General features: G+C 60.6%; 16 protein-coding genes. 7 read left to right on the forward strand and 9 right to left on the reverse strand.

All coding sequences use genetic code 11. The features are described from left to right. Window positions 1–79 precede the first annotated feature (79 nt). The 4 genes from ABIA48_RS01455 to ABIA48_RS01470 form a co-directional block, all read right to left on the reverse strand. On the reverse strand, window positions 80–1273 hold the full coding sequence (locus tag ABIA48_RS01455) for an acetyl-CoA C-acyltransferase (protein WP_429486706.1): 1194 nt from the start codon (window positions 1271–1273) through the stop codon (window positions 80–82). 12 nt (window positions 1274–1285) lie between these two features. Next, window positions 1286–2047 (reverse strand): SDR family NAD(P)-dependent oxidoreductase, encoded by a 762-nt coding sequence (locus tag ABIA48_RS01460; protein WP_429486708.1) that lies wholly within the window; start codon window positions 2045–2047, stop codon window positions 1286–1288. A 16-nt stretch (window positions 2048–2063) separates the two neighbouring features. Beyond that, window positions 2064–3728, reverse strand: a complete 1665-nt coding sequence (locus ABIA48_RS01465) for an AMP-binding protein (RefSeq protein ID WP_429486710.1) — start codon at window positions 3726–3728, stop codon at window positions 2064–2066. 134 nt (window positions 3729–3862) lie between these two features. After that, entirely contained in the window at window positions 3863–4786 is a 924-nt protein-coding gene (locus tag ABIA48_RS01470; protein WP_429486712.1) for a carbon-nitrogen hydrolase family protein, read from the reverse strand. Window positions 4787–4870: 84 nt separating this feature from the next. Between ABIA48_RS01470 and ABIA48_RS01475 the strand changes: the two genes are divergently transcribed. Next, window positions 4871–5824, forward strand: a complete 954-nt coding sequence (locus ABIA48_RS01475; RefSeq protein ID WP_429486714.1) for a LysR substrate-binding domain-containing protein — start codon at window positions 4871–4873, stop codon at window positions 5822–5824. Here the strand turns inward: ABIA48_RS01475 and ABIA48_RS01480 are convergent. Then, window positions 5799–6050: a hypothetical protein gene (locus tag ABIA48_RS01480; protein ID WP_007983592.1), complete on the reverse strand. Its 252-nt coding sequence runs from the start codon at window positions 6048–6050 to the stop codon at window positions 5799–5801. The genes ABIA48_RS01475 and ABIA48_RS01480 overlap by 26 nt on opposite strands. Before the next feature lie 163 nt (window positions 6051–6213). On the opposite strand from ABIA48_RS01480, the gene ABIA48_RS01485 reads away from it, so the two are divergent. Then, window positions 6214–6519: a DUF883 family protein gene (locus ABIA48_RS01485; protein ID WP_429486716.1), complete on the forward strand. Its 306-nt coding sequence runs from the start codon at window positions 6214–6216 to the stop codon at window positions 6517–6519. Window positions 6520–6634: 115 nt separating this feature from the next. Here ABIA48_RS01485 and ABIA48_RS01490 read toward each other — a convergent pair whose 3' ends face one another. Continuing rightward, complete coding sequence (locus ABIA48_RS01490) at window positions 6635–7675, reverse strand: Ldh family oxidoreductase (protein ID WP_007983587.1); 1041 nt, start codon at window positions 7673–7675, stop codon at window positions 6635–6637. A gap of 234 nt (window positions 7676–7909) precedes the next feature. On the opposite strand from ABIA48_RS01490, the gene ABIA48_RS01495 reads away from it, so the two are divergent. Together ABIA48_RS01495 and ABIA48_RS01500 are read left to right on the forward strand one after the other, a co-directional pair. Next, window positions 7910–12742: a dermonecrotic toxin domain-containing protein gene (locus ABIA48_RS01495; RefSeq protein WP_429486718.1), complete on the forward strand. Its 4833-nt coding sequence runs from the start codon at window positions 7910–7912 to the stop codon at window positions 12740–12742. 215 nt (window positions 12743–12957) lie between these two features. After that, window positions 12958–13959 (forward strand): FecR family protein, encoded by a 1002-nt coding sequence (locus ABIA48_RS01500; protein WP_429486720.1) that lies wholly within the window; start codon window positions 12958–12960, stop codon window positions 13957–13959. Between the two features lie 57 nt (window positions 13960–14016). Here ABIA48_RS01500 and ABIA48_RS01505 read toward each other — a convergent pair whose 3' ends face one another. Next, entirely contained in the window at window positions 14017–16380 is a 2364-nt protein-coding gene (locus ABIA48_RS01505; RefSeq protein WP_429486722.1) for an acylase, read from the reverse strand. Between the two features lie 247 nt (window positions 16381–16627). On the opposite strand from ABIA48_RS01505, the gene ABIA48_RS01510 reads away from it, so the two are divergent. After that, window positions 16628–16999, forward strand: coding sequence for a fe2+ zn2+ uptake regulation protein (locus ABIA48_RS01510; protein WP_429486724.1), 372 nt, complete (start codon window positions 16628–16630; stop codon window positions 16997–16999). Window positions 17000–17007: 8 nt separating this feature from the next. Here the strand turns inward: ABIA48_RS01510 and ABIA48_RS01515 are convergent, their stop codons facing one another. Further along, window positions 17008–17196 carry a hypothetical protein gene (locus ABIA48_RS01515; RefSeq protein ID WP_007983579.1) on the reverse strand — a complete coding sequence of 63 codons (189 nt, stop codon included), beginning with the start codon at window positions 17194–17196 and terminating at the stop codon, window positions 17008–17010. Between the two features lie 156 nt (window positions 17197–17352). Here ABIA48_RS01515 and ABIA48_RS01520 point away from each other — a divergent pair, with 156 nt between their 5' ends. Further along, complete coding sequence (locus ABIA48_RS01520) at window positions 17353–17490, forward strand: hypothetical protein (protein ID WP_007983577.1); 138 nt, start codon at window positions 17353–17355, stop codon at window positions 17488–17490. A gap of 7 nt (window positions 17491–17497) precedes the next feature. On the opposite strand, the gene ABIA48_RS01525 is transcribed toward ABIA48_RS01520, so the two are convergent. Next, on the reverse strand, window positions 17498–18424 hold the full coding sequence (locus ABIA48_RS01525; protein ID WP_429486726.1) for a LysR family transcriptional regulator: 927 nt from the start codon (window positions 18422–18424) through the stop codon (window positions 17498–17500). Window positions 18425–18541: 117 nt separating this feature from the next. Here ABIA48_RS01525 and ABIA48_RS01530 point away from each other — a divergent pair, with 117 nt between their 5' ends. Continuing rightward, window positions 18542–19537, forward strand: coding sequence for an aldo/keto reductase (locus ABIA48_RS01530; RefSeq protein ID WP_429486728.1), 996 nt, complete (start codon window positions 18542–18544; stop codon window positions 19535–19537). The last annotated feature ends 2 nt before the right edge of the window (window positions 19538–19539 follow it).

Raw genomic sequence — 19539 nt, forward strand, 5'->3', positions numbered from 1 at the left:
CCGTGTCAGTCGACTTCTTTGTTGAATGACACACCGCTTTCGCGAGCAAGCCCGCTCCCACATGGGTTTTGCGTCTATTTCAGTACAGGCATTCCACGGCCATGGCCGTCGCTTCACCGCCGCCGATGCAAATCGCTGCGACGCCGCGTTTCAGGCCTTTCTGGCGCAGGGCCGAAAGCAAGGTCACGAGAATCCGCGCACCAGACGCCCCGATCGGGTGACCCAAGGCGCAAGCACCGCCGTGCACGTTGAGTTTCTCGTGGGGGATCTCCAGATGAGTCATCGCGGCCATGCCGACCACGGCGAAGGCTTCGTTGACTTCCACCAGATCGACGTCATTGAGCGACCAGCCGGTTTTTTTCATCAATTTCTTGATGGCGCCAATCGGTGCCACCGGGAACAGGCCCGGGGTGTCGGCGAACGCCGCGTGACCGTGAATCACCGCCAATGGTTTCAGGCCTTGTTTCTGCGCTTGCGACTGGCGCATCAGCACCAGCGCCGCCGCACCGTCGGAGATCGAACTGGAGTTGGCCGCCGTCACGCTGCCACCCTCGCGGAACGCCGGTTTCAGCGAAGCGATCTTGTCCAGTTTGGCTTTTGGCGGCTGCTCGTCATTGCTGATCACGACTTGCTCTTTGCCGACCGTCACGGTCAGCGGGACGATTTCGTCCTTGAAGCTGCCGTCCTTGATCGCCTGCTGGGCGCGGGTGGTCGAGGCGATGGCGAACGCGTCCTGGGCTTCACGGCTGAAGCCGTTGGTTTCGGCGCAGTCTTCGGCGAAGGTGCCCATCAGGCGGCCCTTGTCGTAGGCGTCTTCGAGGCCGTCAAGGAACATCGAGTCCTGCACCTTGCCATGGCCCATGCGGTAGCCGGCACGGGCGCGGTCCAGCAGGTACGGCGCGTTGGACATGCTTTCCATGCCACCGGCGACCACCACGTCGGCGCTACCAGCCAACAACATGTCGTGGGCCAGAATCGTCGCTTCCATGCCGGAACCACACATCTTGTTCAGGGTGGTGCAGCGGGTCGATTTATCCAGCCCGGCACCCAGCGCCGCTTGACGCGCCGGGGCCTGGCCAAGGCCAGCCGGCAGTACGCAGCCAAACAGCACTTCATCGACGCTATCACTGGCGACGCCGGCGCGTTCAACCGCAGCCTTGATGGCAGCAGCACCGAGTTGCGGCGCGGTCAGGCTTTTCAGATCGCCCTGGAAACCGCCCATCGGAGTACGGACGGCGCTGACGATAACGATTGGATCGTTGGATATAGTCATGACAAATCCTCCTTACTTGGCGGCCATGCGCAAGGCACCGTCGAGACGGATCACCTCGCCATTGAGCATGCTGTTTTCAATAATATGCCTGACCAGCCCGGCGTACTCGCCCGGTTTGCCCAGACGCGGCGGAAATGGCACGCCAGCCGCCAGGGAGTCGCGGACCTCCTGGGTCATACCCGCCATCATCGGGGTCTCGAAGATGCCGGGGGCGATGGTCATCACACGGATGCCGAAGCGTGCCAGTTCGCGGGCAGCGGGCAAGGTCAGGCTGACAATCGCACCTTTGGACGCCGAGTAAGCCGCCTGACCAATCTGGCCGTCGTAAGCCGCAGCAGAGGCGGTGTTGATGATCACGCCGCGCTCACCGTCGGCATCCGCTTCGGTTTCGGCAATCGCCGCTGCCGCAAGACGCAGCATGTTGAAGCTGCCAATCAGATTGACGTTGATCACCTGGCTGAAACTGGACAGCGCATGCGGACCGTTCTTGCCGAGAATCTTCTCGCCACGCACGATGCCGGCGCAATTGACCAGACCATTGACGCCGCCGAAGGCTTTGACCGTCGCTTGTACAGCCGCTTCGGCCGCCGCTTCGTTGCTGATGTCCGCCACCACGCTTTGCGCGCCAAGGCGCTGGGCCTGGGCCGCAACGGCCTCGGCGTTCATGTCCACCAGCATGACTTTCGCGCCAGCGGCGACCAGCACCTCGGCGGTGGCGGCACCGAGGCCGGAAGCGCCGCCAGTGACGATAAAAATCTTGTTCTCGATCTGCATCATTGTTTCCCTGGATTCAAGCTGGAACGTTCTTCGCCGCAGCCTCTTGAGCCTTGGCGATTTCCTGGTTGCGCAAGATAAAGCGCTGCAATTTGCCGCTTGGGGTTTTCGGCAATTCGCTGACAAATTCGATTTCACGGGGGTACGAGTGCGCCGCCAGACGCTTGCGCACGTGCTGGCGCAGCTCTTCGGCCAACGCAGGTTCTGCGCGGTATTGCGGGCTGAGCACGACGAAGGCCTTGACCAGTTCGGTGCGCTCGGGATCGGGCTTGCCAACCACGGCGGCCTCGACCACGGCCGGGTGTTCGATCAACGCACTTTCTACGTCGAACGGGCCGACCCGATAACCTGAAGTGGTAATCACGTCATCACTGCGACCGACGAAGCTGATGCTGCCGTCCGGGTTCCACTCGACGGTGTCGCCACTCAGGTAGTAGTTGCCAACGAAAGCCTTGGTCGGCCCGCCTTCGTAGCCGGCGAACCAGCACATCGGCGATTGGCTGCGGTCGATGGCCAGGATGCCCGGCTGGCCGACACCCAGCTCCTTATAGTCGTCATCCAGCACCACGATGCGATGGCCCGGCGAGGCGAAACCGGCGGCGCCCATATGAATCGGGTGTTCCAGGCCGTGGTGGTTGCACAGCACCATGCCCAGCTCGGTCTGACCGTAATGGTCGTGGATGACCACACCGAGATTGTCGGCGAACCAGCGGATCACTTCCGGGTTCAGCGGCTCGCCGGCGCTGCTGACGATACGCAGCTTGCCCTTGATCGACTTGGCGAATTCATCGCCACCGGCAATCAACAATCGATAGGCCGTCGGTGAACCGGTGAGGTTGGTAATCCCGTACTTGTTGATCACCCGGCAGGTGCTTTCGAGGGTGAACGGGCCATCGTAAAAGGTGATCGGATGGCCCATGGACATCGGCCCCGTGACACCGAAATAGATGCCATAGGCCCAACCCGGGTCGGCGACGTTCCAGAACGCGTCTTCCGGGCGCAGATCCACCGCATCACGGGTGTAGCTCTGGAATGCAACGATGGCCTTGAGCGGCACCGACAGTGCTTTCGACGGGCCGGTGGTGCCTGAGGTGAACATCAGCAGGAACGGGTCTTCGCCGGTCAGCAGCACTGGCGTGCAGTCGGCGGAATAATTGGCCAGTTCGGCCCAGAAACTGAAGTCGCCACGAACCAGGCCCTGCCCTTTGGCACCGGTGACGGTAACCGTGGTCGGGCAATCGGCGACTTCGGCGAGTTTCGGCCGGTTCACCGCATCGGTGACCACCACTTTGGCACCCGAGCAGCTCAGGCGGTGCTCGATGGCTTTGGGGCCGAACGCGGTGAATAGCGGTTGATACACCGCGCCGATGCGCCAGGTGGCGAACACGGTGATCAACAATTCGATGTTGCGTGGCAACAGGCCGGCGACCTTGTCGCCCTTCTTCACGCCCTGGGCCAGCAGATAATTGGCGAAACGCGCGGCCTTGTCCTGCAATTCGGTGAAGGTGTACGTCGCACCGGTGCCGTCGCGGCCTTCCCAGAACAGCGCGATGCGCCCCGGCAAGGCATGCCGGTCACAGCATTCGACACAGGCGTTGAGGGCCGTCAGATCGCCTGCGAGTGCGGCGTCGACGGTGTGCTGATAATTGAACTGAGAAGTAGCAGACAAGTAATCGCGCATTGCCAGAATCCCTCTGTGTTTTTGTTAGGTTGGGGGAACCGTAAACAACAGGGAAATACTCGCTCTGCTTGGGGTGGCGGGCAATGGTCAAAGCTATCAAGTTGTCTGACTGCTTTGGCCAAAGCCCTCAGGCATCAGGAAGTGAAGCGCACCCCCGGTTTAGCGCGCTCGTCCACGGTCAGCTCGAACACATCCGGGCGAGCGTAGTGACCGACCACGTCATAGTCGTAGCGGGCGCGCACCAGGTCGTCAGTGTCGATTGATGCGGAAAGCAAACCGACGCTGTCGCGCAACGGTCCGGCGAGAATGTCGCCCATGGGACCAACAATCACGCTGCCGCCAGCAATCAACGGCCGATCCGCCGGCCAGTTGGCGACGTCCAGGCCCAAGGCCCGGGGAGAGGCCTGGACTTGACAGGCACTGACCACGAAACAACGCCCCTCATGGGCGATGTGGCGCATGCTGACCTGCCACATCTCCCGTTCGTCCACGGTCGGCGCGCACCACACCTCCACGCCCTTGGCGTACATCGCGGTGCGCAGCAGCGGCATCATGTTTTCCCAGCACACCACCGCGCCGATGCGCCCGACCTGGCTGTCGATCACCGGCAGCGTCGAACCATCACCCTTGCCCCAGATCAGCCGTTCGGTGCCCGTGGGCATCAGCTTGCGGTGTTTGGCCACCAGCCCGGCCTGGGGATCAAAGTACAGCGCGGTGCAGTACAAGGTGCTGCCGGCACGCTCGATGACGCCGATCACCAGATTGGCCCCGGTGCGTGCGGACAGCGCCGCCAGCGCCTCGGTTTCCGCGCCGGGTACGTCGATGGCATTGGCAAAATAGCGCGCAAAGGCTTCGCGCCCTTCCGGCAGCCGATAACCGAGCTGCGTGCCAAAGCCCTCGCCTTTGGGATAACCACCCAGCAGCGCTTCCGGCATCACCACCAGCGCGGCGCCGGATTCGATGATCGCGTTTTCATAGGACAGGATTTGTTCCAGGGTTTCAGCCTTGCCACCGGGTAAGGCGCCGATCTGCAGGGCAGCAACGATTGATTTGGGCATTGCACAGACTCCATTGGCATCAGGTGTTGCTCATTCTCCGGCGCCACGCAATCATCAATAAAGACCGATTCACTGCTGAATGATATGAGCCAAATGAATATCACCGACATCGACCTCAACTTGCTCAAAGTCTTCGAAGCGCTGCACGAAGAGTCCAGCGCCAGCCGTGCCGCCTTGCGTCTGGGTGTGACCCAATCGGCGGTCAGCGCGGCCTTGCGCCGGTTGCGCGAGGTGTATGGCGATCAGCTGTTCGTGCGCACCGGACGAGGCCTGGCCCCCTCACTCAAGGCCAATCAGCTCAAACCGGTGGTCAGCGATGCCTTGAACAAATGCCGGCAGAGCCTGGCGATGGTCGATCCGGCCGCCCGGCAGTACGAAGGACGCTCGGTGACCGTGGGAATGTCGGATGATTTCGAAATAGCCTACGGCCGGCGGCTGATCGAAGAAATCGCCCGTTGCGCGCCGAAACTGCGGCTGATTTTCCGCCAGACCCACAGCCAGATCGTGGCTCAGGCGCTGATGGAACGCAGCATTGACCTGGCAATTACCGCGGGCGGTTTTGCCGAGCGGCTGCTCAGCCGTCAGGTCCTGGGTGAAGGTGGATATCTGTGCCTGATCGACCCTTCGACCCTGGTCGAGGGCCAGCAGAGCATCAGTCTTGAGGAGTTTGTGGTCCGCGAACACATACTGGTGTCGTCCGGCGGTTTTATCGGGATCACCGACGAGGGGCTGGCGGCGCTGGGGTTGAGTCGGCGGGTGTGCGCCTCGACCACGCATTTTGCCGCGTTGCCCCATTTGCTCAAGGGCAGCCCGGCCGTGGCGACCATTCCGGCCCATGCCGCCCGAAGCATCGCGGCGCTCAGTGGGCTGGCACTGCTGCCCTGCCCCTTGGCGTTGCCGCGCTACCCGATCGAACTGGGCTGGCGCACCAGCAACCCGCTCGACCCGGTGGTGTTGAAAGTGCGCGAGGCGATTGTCGCGTGTTTCGCGCAGGAGCTGCCGCTGGCTGCTCCTACTTGGCTGCCATCAGGCGATTGACTTCACTGCGCACCATGTTGGCGAATTCCGGGGGCGACATGCCGTCCAGTTCGGCGCGCACCCATTCCGCCCACTTGCCTTTGCGCTTGGCCCGTTCACCGAACAACCGTGCGGCCTCGCCCTTGGCTTTGCCCAGGTTGTTTTGCCAGAGTTCGAACAGACGGGATTTCTCGTCTTCAAGCGCAGCGCGCTCGGCGAGGGGTTTGTCGGCCAGATTGAAGCTCATGGGAATTTCCTGCTGCGTAAAAATGGCGACATCTTACACTGTAGGGCGAAATGTCCTGCGCCGGTTTTTTCGCAAGATGACCTCCCCGGCAAAACAGATGCAACTTTTCCGGCGACGGCAGGCTCCATCATTCACTGTCCACCTACCTGCAAGGAGTACTTCAATGGCCCGCAACACCGCCGAAGATCAAATCAAGGATCAAGCGTTCAGCGAGCTGCGATCGCTGATCGAAGAGTCGGAAAAGCTGCTGAAAAGCAGTGCCTCACTGGTCGGGGAAGAAGCGGAGACCCTACGCGGACAAATCGCCCTGAAACTCCAGCAGGCCAAGGATTCGGTGAGCAGCGTACGCGACCGCACCCTGCCCGCGGTCGAGGCCACTGAAACTTACATTGGCGGGCATCCATGGCAAACCGTGGCCATTTCCGCCGGGTTCGGTCTGGTGGTGGGGTTGTTGCTGGGCCGCCGCTAAGTACTGGCAAACACTGAACCCATGTGGGAGCGGGCTTGCTCGCGAAGGTGTCGTGTCAGCCAATATCCAGGTTGCTGACACACCGCTTTCGCGAGCAAGCCCGCTCCCACAAGCGTCAGAGCCCGGCCAGCTCCTGCAGGTTCGCCAGCGTCTGGGCATCCAGCTCGATGCCATTGGCCTGCGACCTGGCGCGCTGATGGTGACGCCGGTCACCCGGCAAACGCTTCAAGCCGACACCGTGCATTTGCCGCACCAGCTCCTGGCTGCGCTCGGCAAAACTTTGCCCTGCCGCTTTGCCCGGATCAATCACGATGAGCAACTGACCCGTCCACGGCGTCTTGGCGCCAGGATGGTTCTTCCAGTCGAATTCGAAGGAAAAGTTACCACCGGTCAGTGCCGCCGCGAGCAACTCGACCATCATCGACAATGCCGAGCCCTTGTGCCCGCCAAAAGGCAGCAACGCGCCGCCCTCAAGAATCGCTTTCGGGTCTGTGGTCGGCTGGCCGAGGCTGTCCACGCCCATCCCTGCCGGCAAGCGCTCACCCTGGCGTGCGGCAATTTGCACATCGCCATGGGCAATGGCACTGGTGGCCAGGTCGAAGACAATCGGCTCGCCATCAGCCCGCGGGGCAGCAAAGGCAATCGGGTTGGTACCGAACAGCGGCCGGTCGGCGCCGTGAGGCACCACGCAGGTCATGCTGTTGACCACGCTCAACGCCACCAGGCCCTCATAAGCGAAGGGTTCGACATCCGGCCACAAGGCCGCGAAATGGTGTGAGTTACGGATCGCCAGCACTGCAATGCCGGCACTTCGGGCTTTCTGCACCAATAGTTCACGTGCTGCCGCCAGGGCCGGTTGCGCAAAACCGTTACCGGCATCGACCCGCACAAATCCTGAAGCCACATCTTCGACCACCGGAACGGCCTGGCCATTGACCCAGCCGCTTTGCAGCGTCGAAACATAACCAGGAATCCGGAATACCCCGTGGCTGTGCGCGCCGTCGCGCTCGGCACCGGCGCAGTTTTGCGCCAGCACCCGGGCAACGTCGGCCGACGTGCCGTGACGCAGAAAAATCTTCTCGAGCAAAGCGCTCAGCGCTTCGAATGACAGGTGTGGCGAGACCGCCGTAGAGGCATGTTCGTGTGGCGCAGACATCTGAAGCTCCAGACTGATTATTGGAGGGAACAACAGCGTACAAAGACCCGCCGATTAACAACGCGCGGCAAGCGACCTGTCAACCTTTCGCTGAGGGTCAATGGCGTTTATCCGTGCCACGAATGCACACGGCCCGTGCGTTATCTATTTACCACCTGCGTCGTCCCGCCGGCTTTTAGTCTCGATGCTCAATCCACAGGCGCCTTTGAGTGGCACCTTGAACGAGACTCGACGATGTCTACACCTGTAACTCCGCTGCTTTTTCCTGAGGCGCTGACGTTGCGCGGCCTCTGGAGAGAACTGGGCAAAACCCACGGGCTGACGCTAAAGGACTTCGAATGGCTCAGCCAAATCGAACTGGCCACCCAGGCATTGCGCGATCAGCAGACGCCGCCCATGCTCGCGAAAACAATCCGGCTGAAGATCACGAAACGGGAACCTGTGGTGCTGGCCGGCAGTTTTCTGCTGAGCGCGACGCCCGATGACAATGGCGTGATTCTCTACACCCCTTACACGGGAATCAAAAAGTTCGCTGACCGTACCGCCCTGACCCGACACCTTGTGACTCGACTCAAAGCGGCCAGCGAAGAAGACGACCTGCTGGCCTTCATGGCGTTGTCCCTACGCAAGGCCGTGGTGGACGCCACCGACGTCGAACTCGACTTTCAAACCATCGACGGTGACGTGTTCGAGGACCAGCGCAACACCCTCTCCACCCAACAGCAGATCAACGACCAGGCCCTGCTCGACGAACTCAAAGCACTACCGTCCCTGACGTCGCTGCTCGATGCATGGCTGGGTGAACAGCTGGCTTCGTCTTTTCCCGGTCTGGATCAGCGCCAGACCCGGGTGAACTTCTATCTGGCAACAACGCAAGAGAACGATGATGAAAGCCGTCCAACGCGGCGCTGGGTCCACTCCCTGTCCCTGAGTGACGCCGTACTCCTGCACTATCGCCATCAGCGTTGGCCGTCCGGACAGGCCCATGAGTTTTCCCATCCGAAAAAGTCCCCGGCAAACGCCGACCAGCCACACTGGGAAGCCGCGGTCACGACGCTCTCACGCACACTGGTCAACCAGTTGGTCGGGCAGCTCGATGGTTTCTGGGCGGCGGCGAGTGCCGATGGTGCATCGCGTCGCGAATTCTTCGGCCGCGCCATCGCCGATCAGGTGCGGGTGCAACTGCTGCTCAAGCGCGAAGCCGGGATCATCAGCCCGGAGCAAAGCCAGGATTTGCACGCGTTGATCTCGCCGGCCAGCCGGACGAACCAGTCAATGACGGTCGAAACCGTGCGCCTGTGGGAGTACAAGGCCAACTATGTCGAGCTGGCCGGCTCACTGATGGTCAGCGCCAGCCATGCGTTTCTCTACACGCCCACCGAAGGCCTGCAGGTGCTCAAGGACTATCAGGACTTGTGCGATACCGTGCTCGGCAAGTTCAGCGCGGCCGGTCACGAGGATGAGCTCTATGGCCTGCTGAGCCTGGACGAACGCCAACGCTTCATCGGTTTTGATCGGCCGAATGTGACCGGGGAAGTGATTTCCGGCGCGATCTTCCACAAGCTCTTCGACGCGATTGTCACCAAGCAATTGCAGAACATCGAATATGCCCTGCAGGTGTTCCGTCACAGTGACGGCGCCGTGGACATCCACGCGCTGTTCGACAAAGCGCTGGATATCCGCTCGATGATCGGCGAACGCTTGCTGACACGGGAAACCGACGGACGCTGGAGCACCCGGCCCGTGTTGTCCGGCAATCAGCATCCCTCCATGGTGCTGGCCGATACGGCGGCAGCTTTCGGCAAGACCTTCAGCGACATCGAAACACTGATCAACGCAGACTGTGCAGCACAACCGCTCGCTTCCCTTGCCTTGCAGCGCATCTATCTGGAAAACATGAAACCCCGCCTGGCCCATGCGCTTTCCGTCGGCATCCGTGGCGAAGCCAGCGTTCGCGGGCTCAGCGCGACACTGCGGGACGCGGACCGGGCCATCGTCGAAACGGTTTTCAACCCGGATCAGGCCGGCCGGCACAATCGTCGTCCACTCAAGGGCTTCCGGCCCGATGCCTACTCGTTAACCCTGGTGTGCTCCGGTCAGAGGGATGTCCTGCCCCTGGCCCATTGCCTGCTCTTGACCGAGCGTGGCGGGCTCGACCCCTCGCATTCCGGCCGGACGATCCTGTGGACACCCGCCGAGGGCCTGGAAGTGTTTGACACCATCAGTCGTGCACGGCTGGAACTCAACCGCCGCCTGCTCGACCCGCGACATCGCCTGGCGCTGCTGGAAAACCTCACCCCGGCCCAGCACATCTTTCACCAACGCTACTCACTGGGTCCGCTACGGTTGATTGCCGGGTCCGTATTGGAGCAAGTCGCGCAATCGTCCATCGAGCACTTTCTGGCTCGCTGCGAACACGTGCGCACCTTCGAACTGAACGACACGAAGCAGAAAAAGGCCCTGAATGCCCTCACCACAACGGTCTTCAACACCAACCTGCAAAGGGCCACCTCGGTTTCCCGGGCGATCAGCCGGCGGCAGACCCTGCCCGCCTGGCTCGGCATGGCACCGCTGGAAGACCAGCGACTGCACCTTGAACTGCTGGAGCAATACCGCAACAACGTTGATGAGGACAAAGACTACTTGCACGGGATCACCCCCCTAAAGTCGTATGTGCATGAAACGCTGACGTCGTTGCTTGGCAGCCGCTTCCCTGCAAAAGCACTGGACCCCGACGACATCGAAATCACCCCCGACCTGACCCTGGCTGGCCCCGCCCGGAGCCTGACTGAGTTCGCCCTGAGCCATGTCAACATTGCGCAAGGCACCGGGTTCAACGTCAGCTCGGCAACCCCTCAAGCACTGCCCGCGGGGTTGGACCAGGCGGCGGTCCGTCAACTGTTACTGTCACTGGGCATTGCGCAGAAATACGCTAAACAAGTCTCGGACAGCCTGTCGAATCAAGCGGCTGGTGTCGAAAGCCGAATGTTACGCTTCGTCAAACAACTGCCCTGGCATCTGCTGCAACACGCCCACCAACTGAAGCTGCAGCAACGGCTGTCCGACGGAGCTTTCGATTTGCTTCGGCAAGTGCTGGACATGCCGGACGCCATCGCCCGGGCGGCCGTGCAGGGTGCGCACGCGATTGCCCGGCCTCTGGAACTGATCAAGACAACTGGTAGCACCGCCGTCAAGGCGCTGGGCCTGTATCTGATTGGCCCGGGCAGTGGCAAGGCAGGGCCGCAAATCCTCTACGCCCCTTACCACCCCGGTGGTTCACCGTTTGTCGAGTTCGCCAATGAGGCCCGCGTTGTTGCGGCGCTCAACACACCGGGGCCATTGCAGGACATGTTGATTCGGCGCCTGCCGGACAGTGAGCAAACGGTGTTTCGCAACCTGTTCGAGTCCACCGCCGGCCAGCCCAGCGAAATCACCCTCGCGTCCAGCCCCATCGACGGCAACCTGCTCACCCGCTTTTTCCATGACAACACCCAACTGCTGGCGCAGTTGCTCGCCAGCCAGTCACAGGCTACCGGTCAGTCGGACTGGGAGACGGTCAAACACCTGTTCGGCTCGAGCATTGAGCGCATCTCAGCCCTGCTGCCGGGCAAACTCGCGTATGGGCAATTTCTTTGGCAAGCCTTCAAGGACGCCCGAAATTCGGCCGAAGCCCTGCAGGACCATCACTGGGGGGCGGCATTACGGAACTTTATTGCCGGTGCCGCGCAACTCCTGTCATTGGGCCGGTTATCGCTTGAAGGATGGACCGACACCGCCCAGGCAACCGGCGAGGCGGTTGCTCAACCGGTTGCCACCCCCGTGATTGCGCAACCCTGGTCGCAAATCCGGTCGACAGCCGCGCTGCGTACTCGGCTACAACCGTTCGAAACCACGGTCGAACTGAAGGGCCTGACGAAAAGCCGCACTGATGGCACCTACCTCGAAGCGGCCAGCCAGAAAACCTTCGCCGCCATTGCCGGCAAGGTGTACGGCGTGAACAAGACCGGGGCGGTTTGGCGAATGGTCAAGGGTGAGGAAGAAGGTCCCGTGTTACGGGCAGCCTCTGACAAGCAACTGCTGATCGACCCGGATACCCACACCGTCCATTTCGGCAAAGCCCTCTCGAAAATGCACAATCAGTTTGCCCACGCTCAAATTGCCCGGGATGTGCTGAACATCGAGGCCCGGGGGATGGAAGAAATCCGCGCAAAACATCCCGAAAAAGCCCGGATGATCGTGCAAGCCATCGACATGGCTCGCTATTACGCGTTCAACAGCCTCCACAACATGGTGCAGCTGCGCAAACTTCTCCCGGGTACACGGCTGGATATGTTCCTTAAAGGTTTTTTTGGCGTTGGGCAGATCGACCAAGGGCTGCTCGACAAAATCAAACAGGCCATCGTTCCCATCTGCAACGCACTGGTCGATCCCGATGAAGACTGGATGAACTCGCAACGCTTTATCGTGGGCTCAAACCGGGACCCGAACAACAATCTCATCGCGTTTGTCCTGGACAAGGATCAACAGCGCAATGTGCACTTCACGGAACGATTCTTCGATCAGCAACTTGACTGGTACAAATCCTGTTTATCCCAGCCCTTCAACGTCGACGGCCACAGTCAGGCCGCCACGCTGATACACGAGTTTGCTCATGTGTTTTCCGAGGCCGTGGACATCGCCTACCTTGAGGCCAGGCGACCGTTCAGCGATCTGGTCGCGCCGATCACCGCCTACGGCGCCGCCATGAAGCAGTTACAGTTGGACTTCCAGCGAGCTGCCTTGTCGATGGAAACGCCGCAGGAGGAGCTGTTCGCACGCTGGAACAGTGAGCTGCAAACGTGGATCGGCCTGGATTCGATTCCGGGTTCTTATCACGTCGGCAAGGCTATCCTGAAACTAACGGGCAGCAAGACCCTGGATAAGGCACGGGAAGCTTTTTTAAACGTCCAGGATCCGAAGTTCCGAACCGATGTCATTTTGCACAATGCCGACTCGATCGCGTTTCTGATCTGCGAAATGGGCCGGCAACTGGACCCGGTACCCGTCACTTCACCCTCTGAAACCTGATCCCGACGTAACACCGCGCAAATCCCCGGATCTGCGCGGCACAGCGCTGCGTATTTTGATCTTTTTTTCACCCGTCCTATGGATACTGCTACCCGACAACAAGTGCTCCAGAGGCGAGGCGTTGAAAAAGAACTGCACATTGATAGTTAAATGCCATGACTGATGTTCTCGCAGACTTCCCCCAAGGTTAGAATGCACGAAATCAGGATGAGCCAATGACCGACCACATGCTCTCGGAAGCCGAATACGACGCTGTCACCGATGCCGCTGCACATTGGTGCATGCGTCTGCACGCCAGTGACTGCACCGAGCAAGAGCGCCAGGCGTTCGAGCAATGGCGTGATGCGCATCCGCTCCACGCCTTCGAGTACGAAGCGATGCTGGAGATCTGGGATGTCGCCGGCGACTTGCCCCGTCCCGAGCCGGTCGTGCCGCTGGTTCGCCCCCAGCGGGAAAACCCGTGGCGCCGCCTGGGCATTGCAGCGGCGGTGTGTGCCCTGGCACTGCCTTTGGCCGGTTATGGCGGCTGGCACCTGGGCTGGGTACCGAACACTTACCAGCATTTCGAAGCGACCGACAATGTTCGTACCGTCACGTTGAACGACGGCAGCCGGGTGGAGCTGAACCTGGGCAGCGAGCTGACGTACAGCAACTACAAGGATCAGCGGCAAGTCACGCTGAAAAAAGGCGAAGCTTTCTTCAGTGTCAGCCATGACACCCGTCACCCGTTTGTGGTCAAGGCCGCCGAAGGCCGGATTCGGGTGACCGGGACCCAATTCAATGTGTGGATGTACGAAGACCGGGTCAAGGTCAACCTGATCGAGGGTTCGGTACTGGTCAGCAGCAACGACGACCTGCCCGGCGACGGTTTGCGCCTTGACCCGGCAATGCAGGCCAGTTATCGCCACGGCGACTTCATCCCCCGCATCAGCCAGACCTATGACAACGACAGTTCGCTGGCCTGGCGCCAGGGCAAACTGGTGCTCGACGACCTGGCACTCAGCGATGCGCTGCCGCTGATCAATCGCTACCTGGACAAACCGTTGATGGTCGCCGACAACAGCACCGGCTCGATCCACATCGGCGGTATCTACAACATCAAAGAGATCAACGGCCTGGTGAAGTCCCTGCCGCGGGTCCTGCCGGTCTACCTGACCCGCAATCAGAACGGCAATCTGGTGGTCAACGCGATTCCGCAAAAATCCCCGAAAAGCTGAAAAGGCCGCCACCCTTGGGGGGTGCGGCCTTCAGCGTCCATGCAAAAATCCACTGCCTTACTGCGCAGTCACCTCGGCAGCCTTTGCGTACTGCTGGCGGATAGTCTGCACCTGATAGTTCGGATCGGACAGGATCTGTTGCTCGGTGAAGGGCAGCGTACTCCATTGTTTTTTCGAAAAGGCCTGCGTCTGATCCCGTGAAAACTTCGAGGCCGGGTCACTGGACAACGAGAACGCCAGGAGCCCTTTGGCCTGCGGTCCGTTTTCGTCAAAGGTCACCACTTGCAGGTAACTCGTGCCACTGACCACTTCACGCTTGCCATCGCTGCGCGGTACGCTCTGGATGGCGTTATAGACCCCCAGCGTGCCCGGCCCGCCGTGGATCGGCGTCTGTTGTCCGCCGCTGCTGACCACCTGGATATCGCCCCAGTGGCTGTCGGGTTGCAGTCCTGAAGCGTTGACTTGCTCAACCGAAGCCAGCATCGCTGCCCGTAGCGCCTTCGCCACTTGCGGGCGATCGACTGCGAGTCCACGCGGGGTATGTTGCGGATCCTGCGGATCGAAGGCGACACGCCACAGGTCTGGCACTGGCTCCAACGCCTCCATGACATTCTGGAAGTGCACAAAGCCCAGGCCGCTGTCGAGGTTGGCCTTGCGGTCCCACGCCTTGAGGCTGGCGCACAGTGGCGTGAGGTTTTTTGCATCGGCACCGAGATCCGCGGCGCAAAATTGCAGCAGGTCCGTCATCACTTGAGAGGCCAGATACACCTGGTCGTCCATCACCATCTGCTGCAGATCCGTCGGCCCGACGGTGCCGGTCAGCCTACCCAGGCGATCCAGGGCAAAACGTGAACGCAGCCCCAATGGCTGGTTGTCCTGGCTGATCAATGGCGAAAAACCGGTCAGCGGTTGTGCCGGGTTGGCCATCCATGCCGAATCGTTGGAGTGCTGGACAAAATCCTTGCGCAACAATTGCGGCAATCTGGCCGACGCAAAGATGCCCTGCTGTGGCGCCTGCGGGTCGATGTCCCAGGCACAAGCGCTGCTGGAGCCGTCGAGAATGATCATCTGCACACCCAATCGCGGGTCGCTGCATTGCGCCAGCTTGTCGACGCTGACGTTGGGCACCACCGAGAGGTTCATGTACAGCGTCTGCCCCTGATCGTCCGCCGCCAGGGTGTTGACCCACGGAATGCCCTGGATCTTGTGCACCGAAGCCTGGAAATCCTTGAGGTTTTCAGCGCGGTTCATCGCGTACCACTGCTGCAGTACGCGGTCGTTATCCAGATTGGCGTCACGCAGGCTGAAGGCGTACTGATGGTCCCAATCCAGTTTTCCCGGCCATTGCACCACCGGACCGAATTTCGAGCTGTAGACCACACGGGAAATCGCCTGGACCTGCCCGTCCGCCTGCCTGACGTTGACGGTCACAGTCTGCTTGTCCATCGGCAACGACTGGCCGTCGAGCAGATAGCGGGTCGAATCCTTGGGATCGAGTTGCAGGCGATACAGCGTGAAATGTCTGGACGAGTCCACGGTGTGGGTCCAGGCCAGATGTTGATTGAAGCCGATGTTGATCACCGGCAGGCCGGGCAACGCCGCCCCCATCACATCCAGTTTGCCGGGAATGGTCAGGTGCATCTGATAAAAACGCATGCCGCCCACCCACGGAAAGTGCGGATTGGCCAGCAACATGCCGCGTCCGTTAAAAGAACGCTCACTGCCGATAGCGACGGCGTTGCTGCCCCGGTCCAGGGCAAACCGCTGCATCCGCGTGGCGGCCACCTGGAACGCGGCCTGCGCGTTTGACGCCCGGGCCACGGCTTGGGGTGGCGTGGCACCGGCCAGGGCTTCGGCAAACTGGCCGACGCCACCTTCGACCAACAGGCGCCGGGTCAGCTTGACCAGATCCATTGCTGTGATGTCCCGCACCCAATCGCCCTGGCACTGCGGCGGCAAACCCTGGGCGCGACGTTCGCGCAAGAAGCGGTTGTACCCTGCCACATAGCCTTCGACCAACTCACGCACTTGCGGGGTCTGGGCCTGCCAGAAACCGGCGACCGCCTGCGGGGTGTTCAGCCAGTTGAAAAACACATCGCTGACCAGGTTCTCACGCGCTTCAACGGTGAGCTGATCCGCTCCGAAATACCGCGAACGTTCGCCGTTCACTGTCGTGATTTCGTTGGCCAGCAGGCACAGGTTGTCCTGGGCGTAGGCATAACCGATGCCGTAGCCAAGCCCGCGTTCGTTGTCGGCGCGGATGTGCGGCACGCCGAAACTGGTTCGACGGATGTCGGCGCTCGTTTGCGCAGGCGCACCACTCGCGCTCGCCGCAAGGCTCAGCCCCAGGCTCAGCCCCAGGCTCAACCCCAGAGTCACACCCGCCAGGCTCAACCTGGTTAACTGGCTGGAAATAATCACGCTCGCTCCTGATCGAAAAAACGATGGCCACAGGTGCGCATACCGGCGCGCTGTGCCTCCCTGTAGGGACGAAGCTCAGCACAAAAATTTAGGGTTTTACTGCACGACTGCGCAAGGACTCACGGGTTGATCACACGACGGCGACAAATTTTCTACATTTGAGCCTTCATGATTTGGGATGCTCATCCGTCTAGTCACGTAAGAGCGCCCACTTTTCCTGATCAGGCTCTGAAAAGGAGTTTTTGCAATGTATAACTCGCAACTGCCAACGGACGGTAGCGCTGCGCCAAAGGGTACTTCCATGGGAGTCAACGTATTCGAGCCGCGTACCGATCGCCACGGCAACGAGCGGATCAGAATCCTGCTCAAAAGTTTTGGCCTGCGAACCAGCCTGATCCGCCTGAAAGTCATCGATGCCCTGCTGACCGCCGCCGAAAACGACCGCAGCCTGGGTGTGCGCGGCGTGCACAGTCAATTGCTGGACCTGGATGTTCCCCTGTCCTTTCTCAGCGTGCGTGAAGTGCTAAAGCGCTTGTGCAGCGAAGGCGTGATTGTCCTCAACCCCGACAAAAGCTACAGCCTGCATCCACAGGCTGTCGCCATCCTGCGCAACCAATGATCGAATGATCAGGGCTTGACCTTGCGCCGCATCACACCATTGACGACCACGACGATCACCGCCACGCCAATGGCGATGTACTGGAACATTTTTTCGCTGATGACGCCGGTGTTCTGCAACCAGGAAAGGCCAAACATGATCCCCAGCACCACCAGGGAGATCAGAATCGAGTATTTCAAACGTTGCGACTGAGTCATTGCGGGTTCCTGAATCTGAAAATGTATCCGGTTTGTATCGATACGCATGCCAAGCGCTTACCCTGTTTTTGGGATAAGCCGCTATAAGCGGGGTCTCATGTTACAGCCGATGAAGAGTTTTAGCTTCATTGCGGCGATAACCATGAGGACTTTCAAATGTTGCGTCGAATCACACTGTTGATTCCCCTGCTTGCCATCCTGACCCTGAGCGGTTGCATTGTTTTCCCCCACGGGGGCTGGCACCACGATCACTATGGCAACCATGGCGGACCGGGTTACTACCAGCATCGTTGATAGCTGCTCAACGCCCTGAATCCTTTCTGTAAAAGTCATTGCCGGGCTGGGCACACAGCTCCACCAGCCAATCGACAAATACACGCACCCGCCGGGATAACTGGCGGTGCGGCGGATAAAGCGCCGTCATTGGCATGCCCGGTGGCGGCACCTCCCTCAGCACTTCACACAAACGCCCTTCCTCCAGTTGCCGGGCGACGTGATAGTACGGCGTCTGCACCAGACCATATCCCGCCTCGCACGCCGCCAGATAGCCATCGGCACTGTTGACCGCCACCTGCTTGGGCAGGTCGACCGGGCGCACCTGGCCATCCACGACAAACTCCAACCCATAGCGTTTTGCGCTGCTGCTGGAGAAATACTCGACGACCTGATGCCCGCGCAGGTCATCCAGGGTATTTGGCGTTCCATGCCGCTGCAGATAGTCGGGGCTGGCACAGGTCACCTGATCCATCATCACCAGCGGCCGCGCCACCAGCGAATCATCCAGCGGCTCGCCACCGCGCAACACACAATCGACACCTTCGCGAATCAGGTCGACCGGCCGGTCATTCAAGCCGATTTCCAGCTCGATCAACGGATAGCGGGCCGAAAACTGCGGCAGTGCCGGAATAACGACCAATCGCCCCACTCCCGCCGGCATGTCCACGCGCAATAAGCCCTTGGGATTATTACGGGCTGCGCTGAACACCGACTCGGTCTCTTCGAGATCCGCCAGCAATTGCACGCAACGCGGGTAATAGGCCGCACCGTCGAGCGTCAGGCTGATCTGCCGCGTGGTGCGTTGCAGCAGTTGCACCCCCAGGTGCGCCTCCAGTTGCTTGATCAGAATGGTCACCGAAGCCCGGGGCAATTGCAGGCTGTCGGCAGCCCTGGCAAAGCCACCGAGCTCGACGATTCGGGTAAAGACGCGCATGGCGTTGAAACGGTCCATTACTGGCTCCACCGACTGATTGTTTAGATTTAACGAATACTGATAGCGGTTTTAGCCGGTTTATCTTGTTTCTGTCGAGGCGAACAATGGCGATTCATTTCACAGGGAGCTGATTTCATGCACACACGTCAATTGGGAAAAAACGGTCCGCAGGTGTCGGCCATCGGCCTGGGCTGCATGGGCATGACCGATTTCTACACCACCGGCACGGACACCCGCGAAGCCACGGCCACCCTGCATCGTGCCCTGGAGTTAGGCGTCAACCTGCTCGATACCGCCGATATGTACGGCCCGCACACCAATGAAGAGTTGATCGGCAAGGCCATTGCCGGCAAGCGCGATCAGGTGTTCCTGGCTAGCAAATTCGGCATCGTCCGCGACCCGGCCAACCCCGGCGCCCGGGGCGTCAACGGTCGGCCGGAATACATTCGCCAGTCCATCGACGGCAGCTTGAAGCGCCTCGGGGTAGACACCCTCGACCTGTATTACCAGCACCGTATCGACCCGCAAGTGGCCATCGAGGAAACCGTCGGCGCCATGGCCGAACTGGTCAGTGCCGGCAAGGTCCGTTACCTGGGATTGAGCGAGGCCTCGGTGGCGACACTGGAGCGCGCACACAAGGTTCATCCGATCAGTGCGTTGCAAAGTGAATATTCGTTGTGGAGTCGTGATCAGGAAGAAAACGGTTGCCTGGCTGCCTGCCAGCGCCTGGGCGTCGCCTTTGTGCCTTACAGCCCGTTGGGGCGAGGGTTTCTGACCGGAGCATTGAAAAGCCCGGATGATTTTGCGGCGGACGATTACCGTCGTTTCAGCCCGCGCTTCCAGGGCGAAAACTTCGCGAAAAACCTGCTGCTGGTGCAGCAAGTGCAGGCACTGGCGGCAGAAAAAGGCGTGACGGCGGGGCAACTGGCGCTGGCGTGGGTACTGGCCCAGGGTGACTACCTGATTCCGATTCCGGGCACCAAGCAACGCAAATACCTGGAAGAAAACGTGGCCGCTCTGCAGGTGAGGCTGAACGCTGATGAACTGCAGGCGCTGGCGTCGGTCTTTGCCGTGAATGCCACCGCTGGCCTGCGTTATCCGGAAGAAGTGATGAAACTGCTCGACCGCTGAGA

It is taken from the genome of Pseudomonas sp. S30_BP2TU TE3576, assembly GCF_050436025.1.
Classification (GTDB): domain Bacteria; phylum Pseudomonadota; class Gammaproteobacteria; order Pseudomonadales; family Pseudomonadaceae; genus Aquipseudomonas.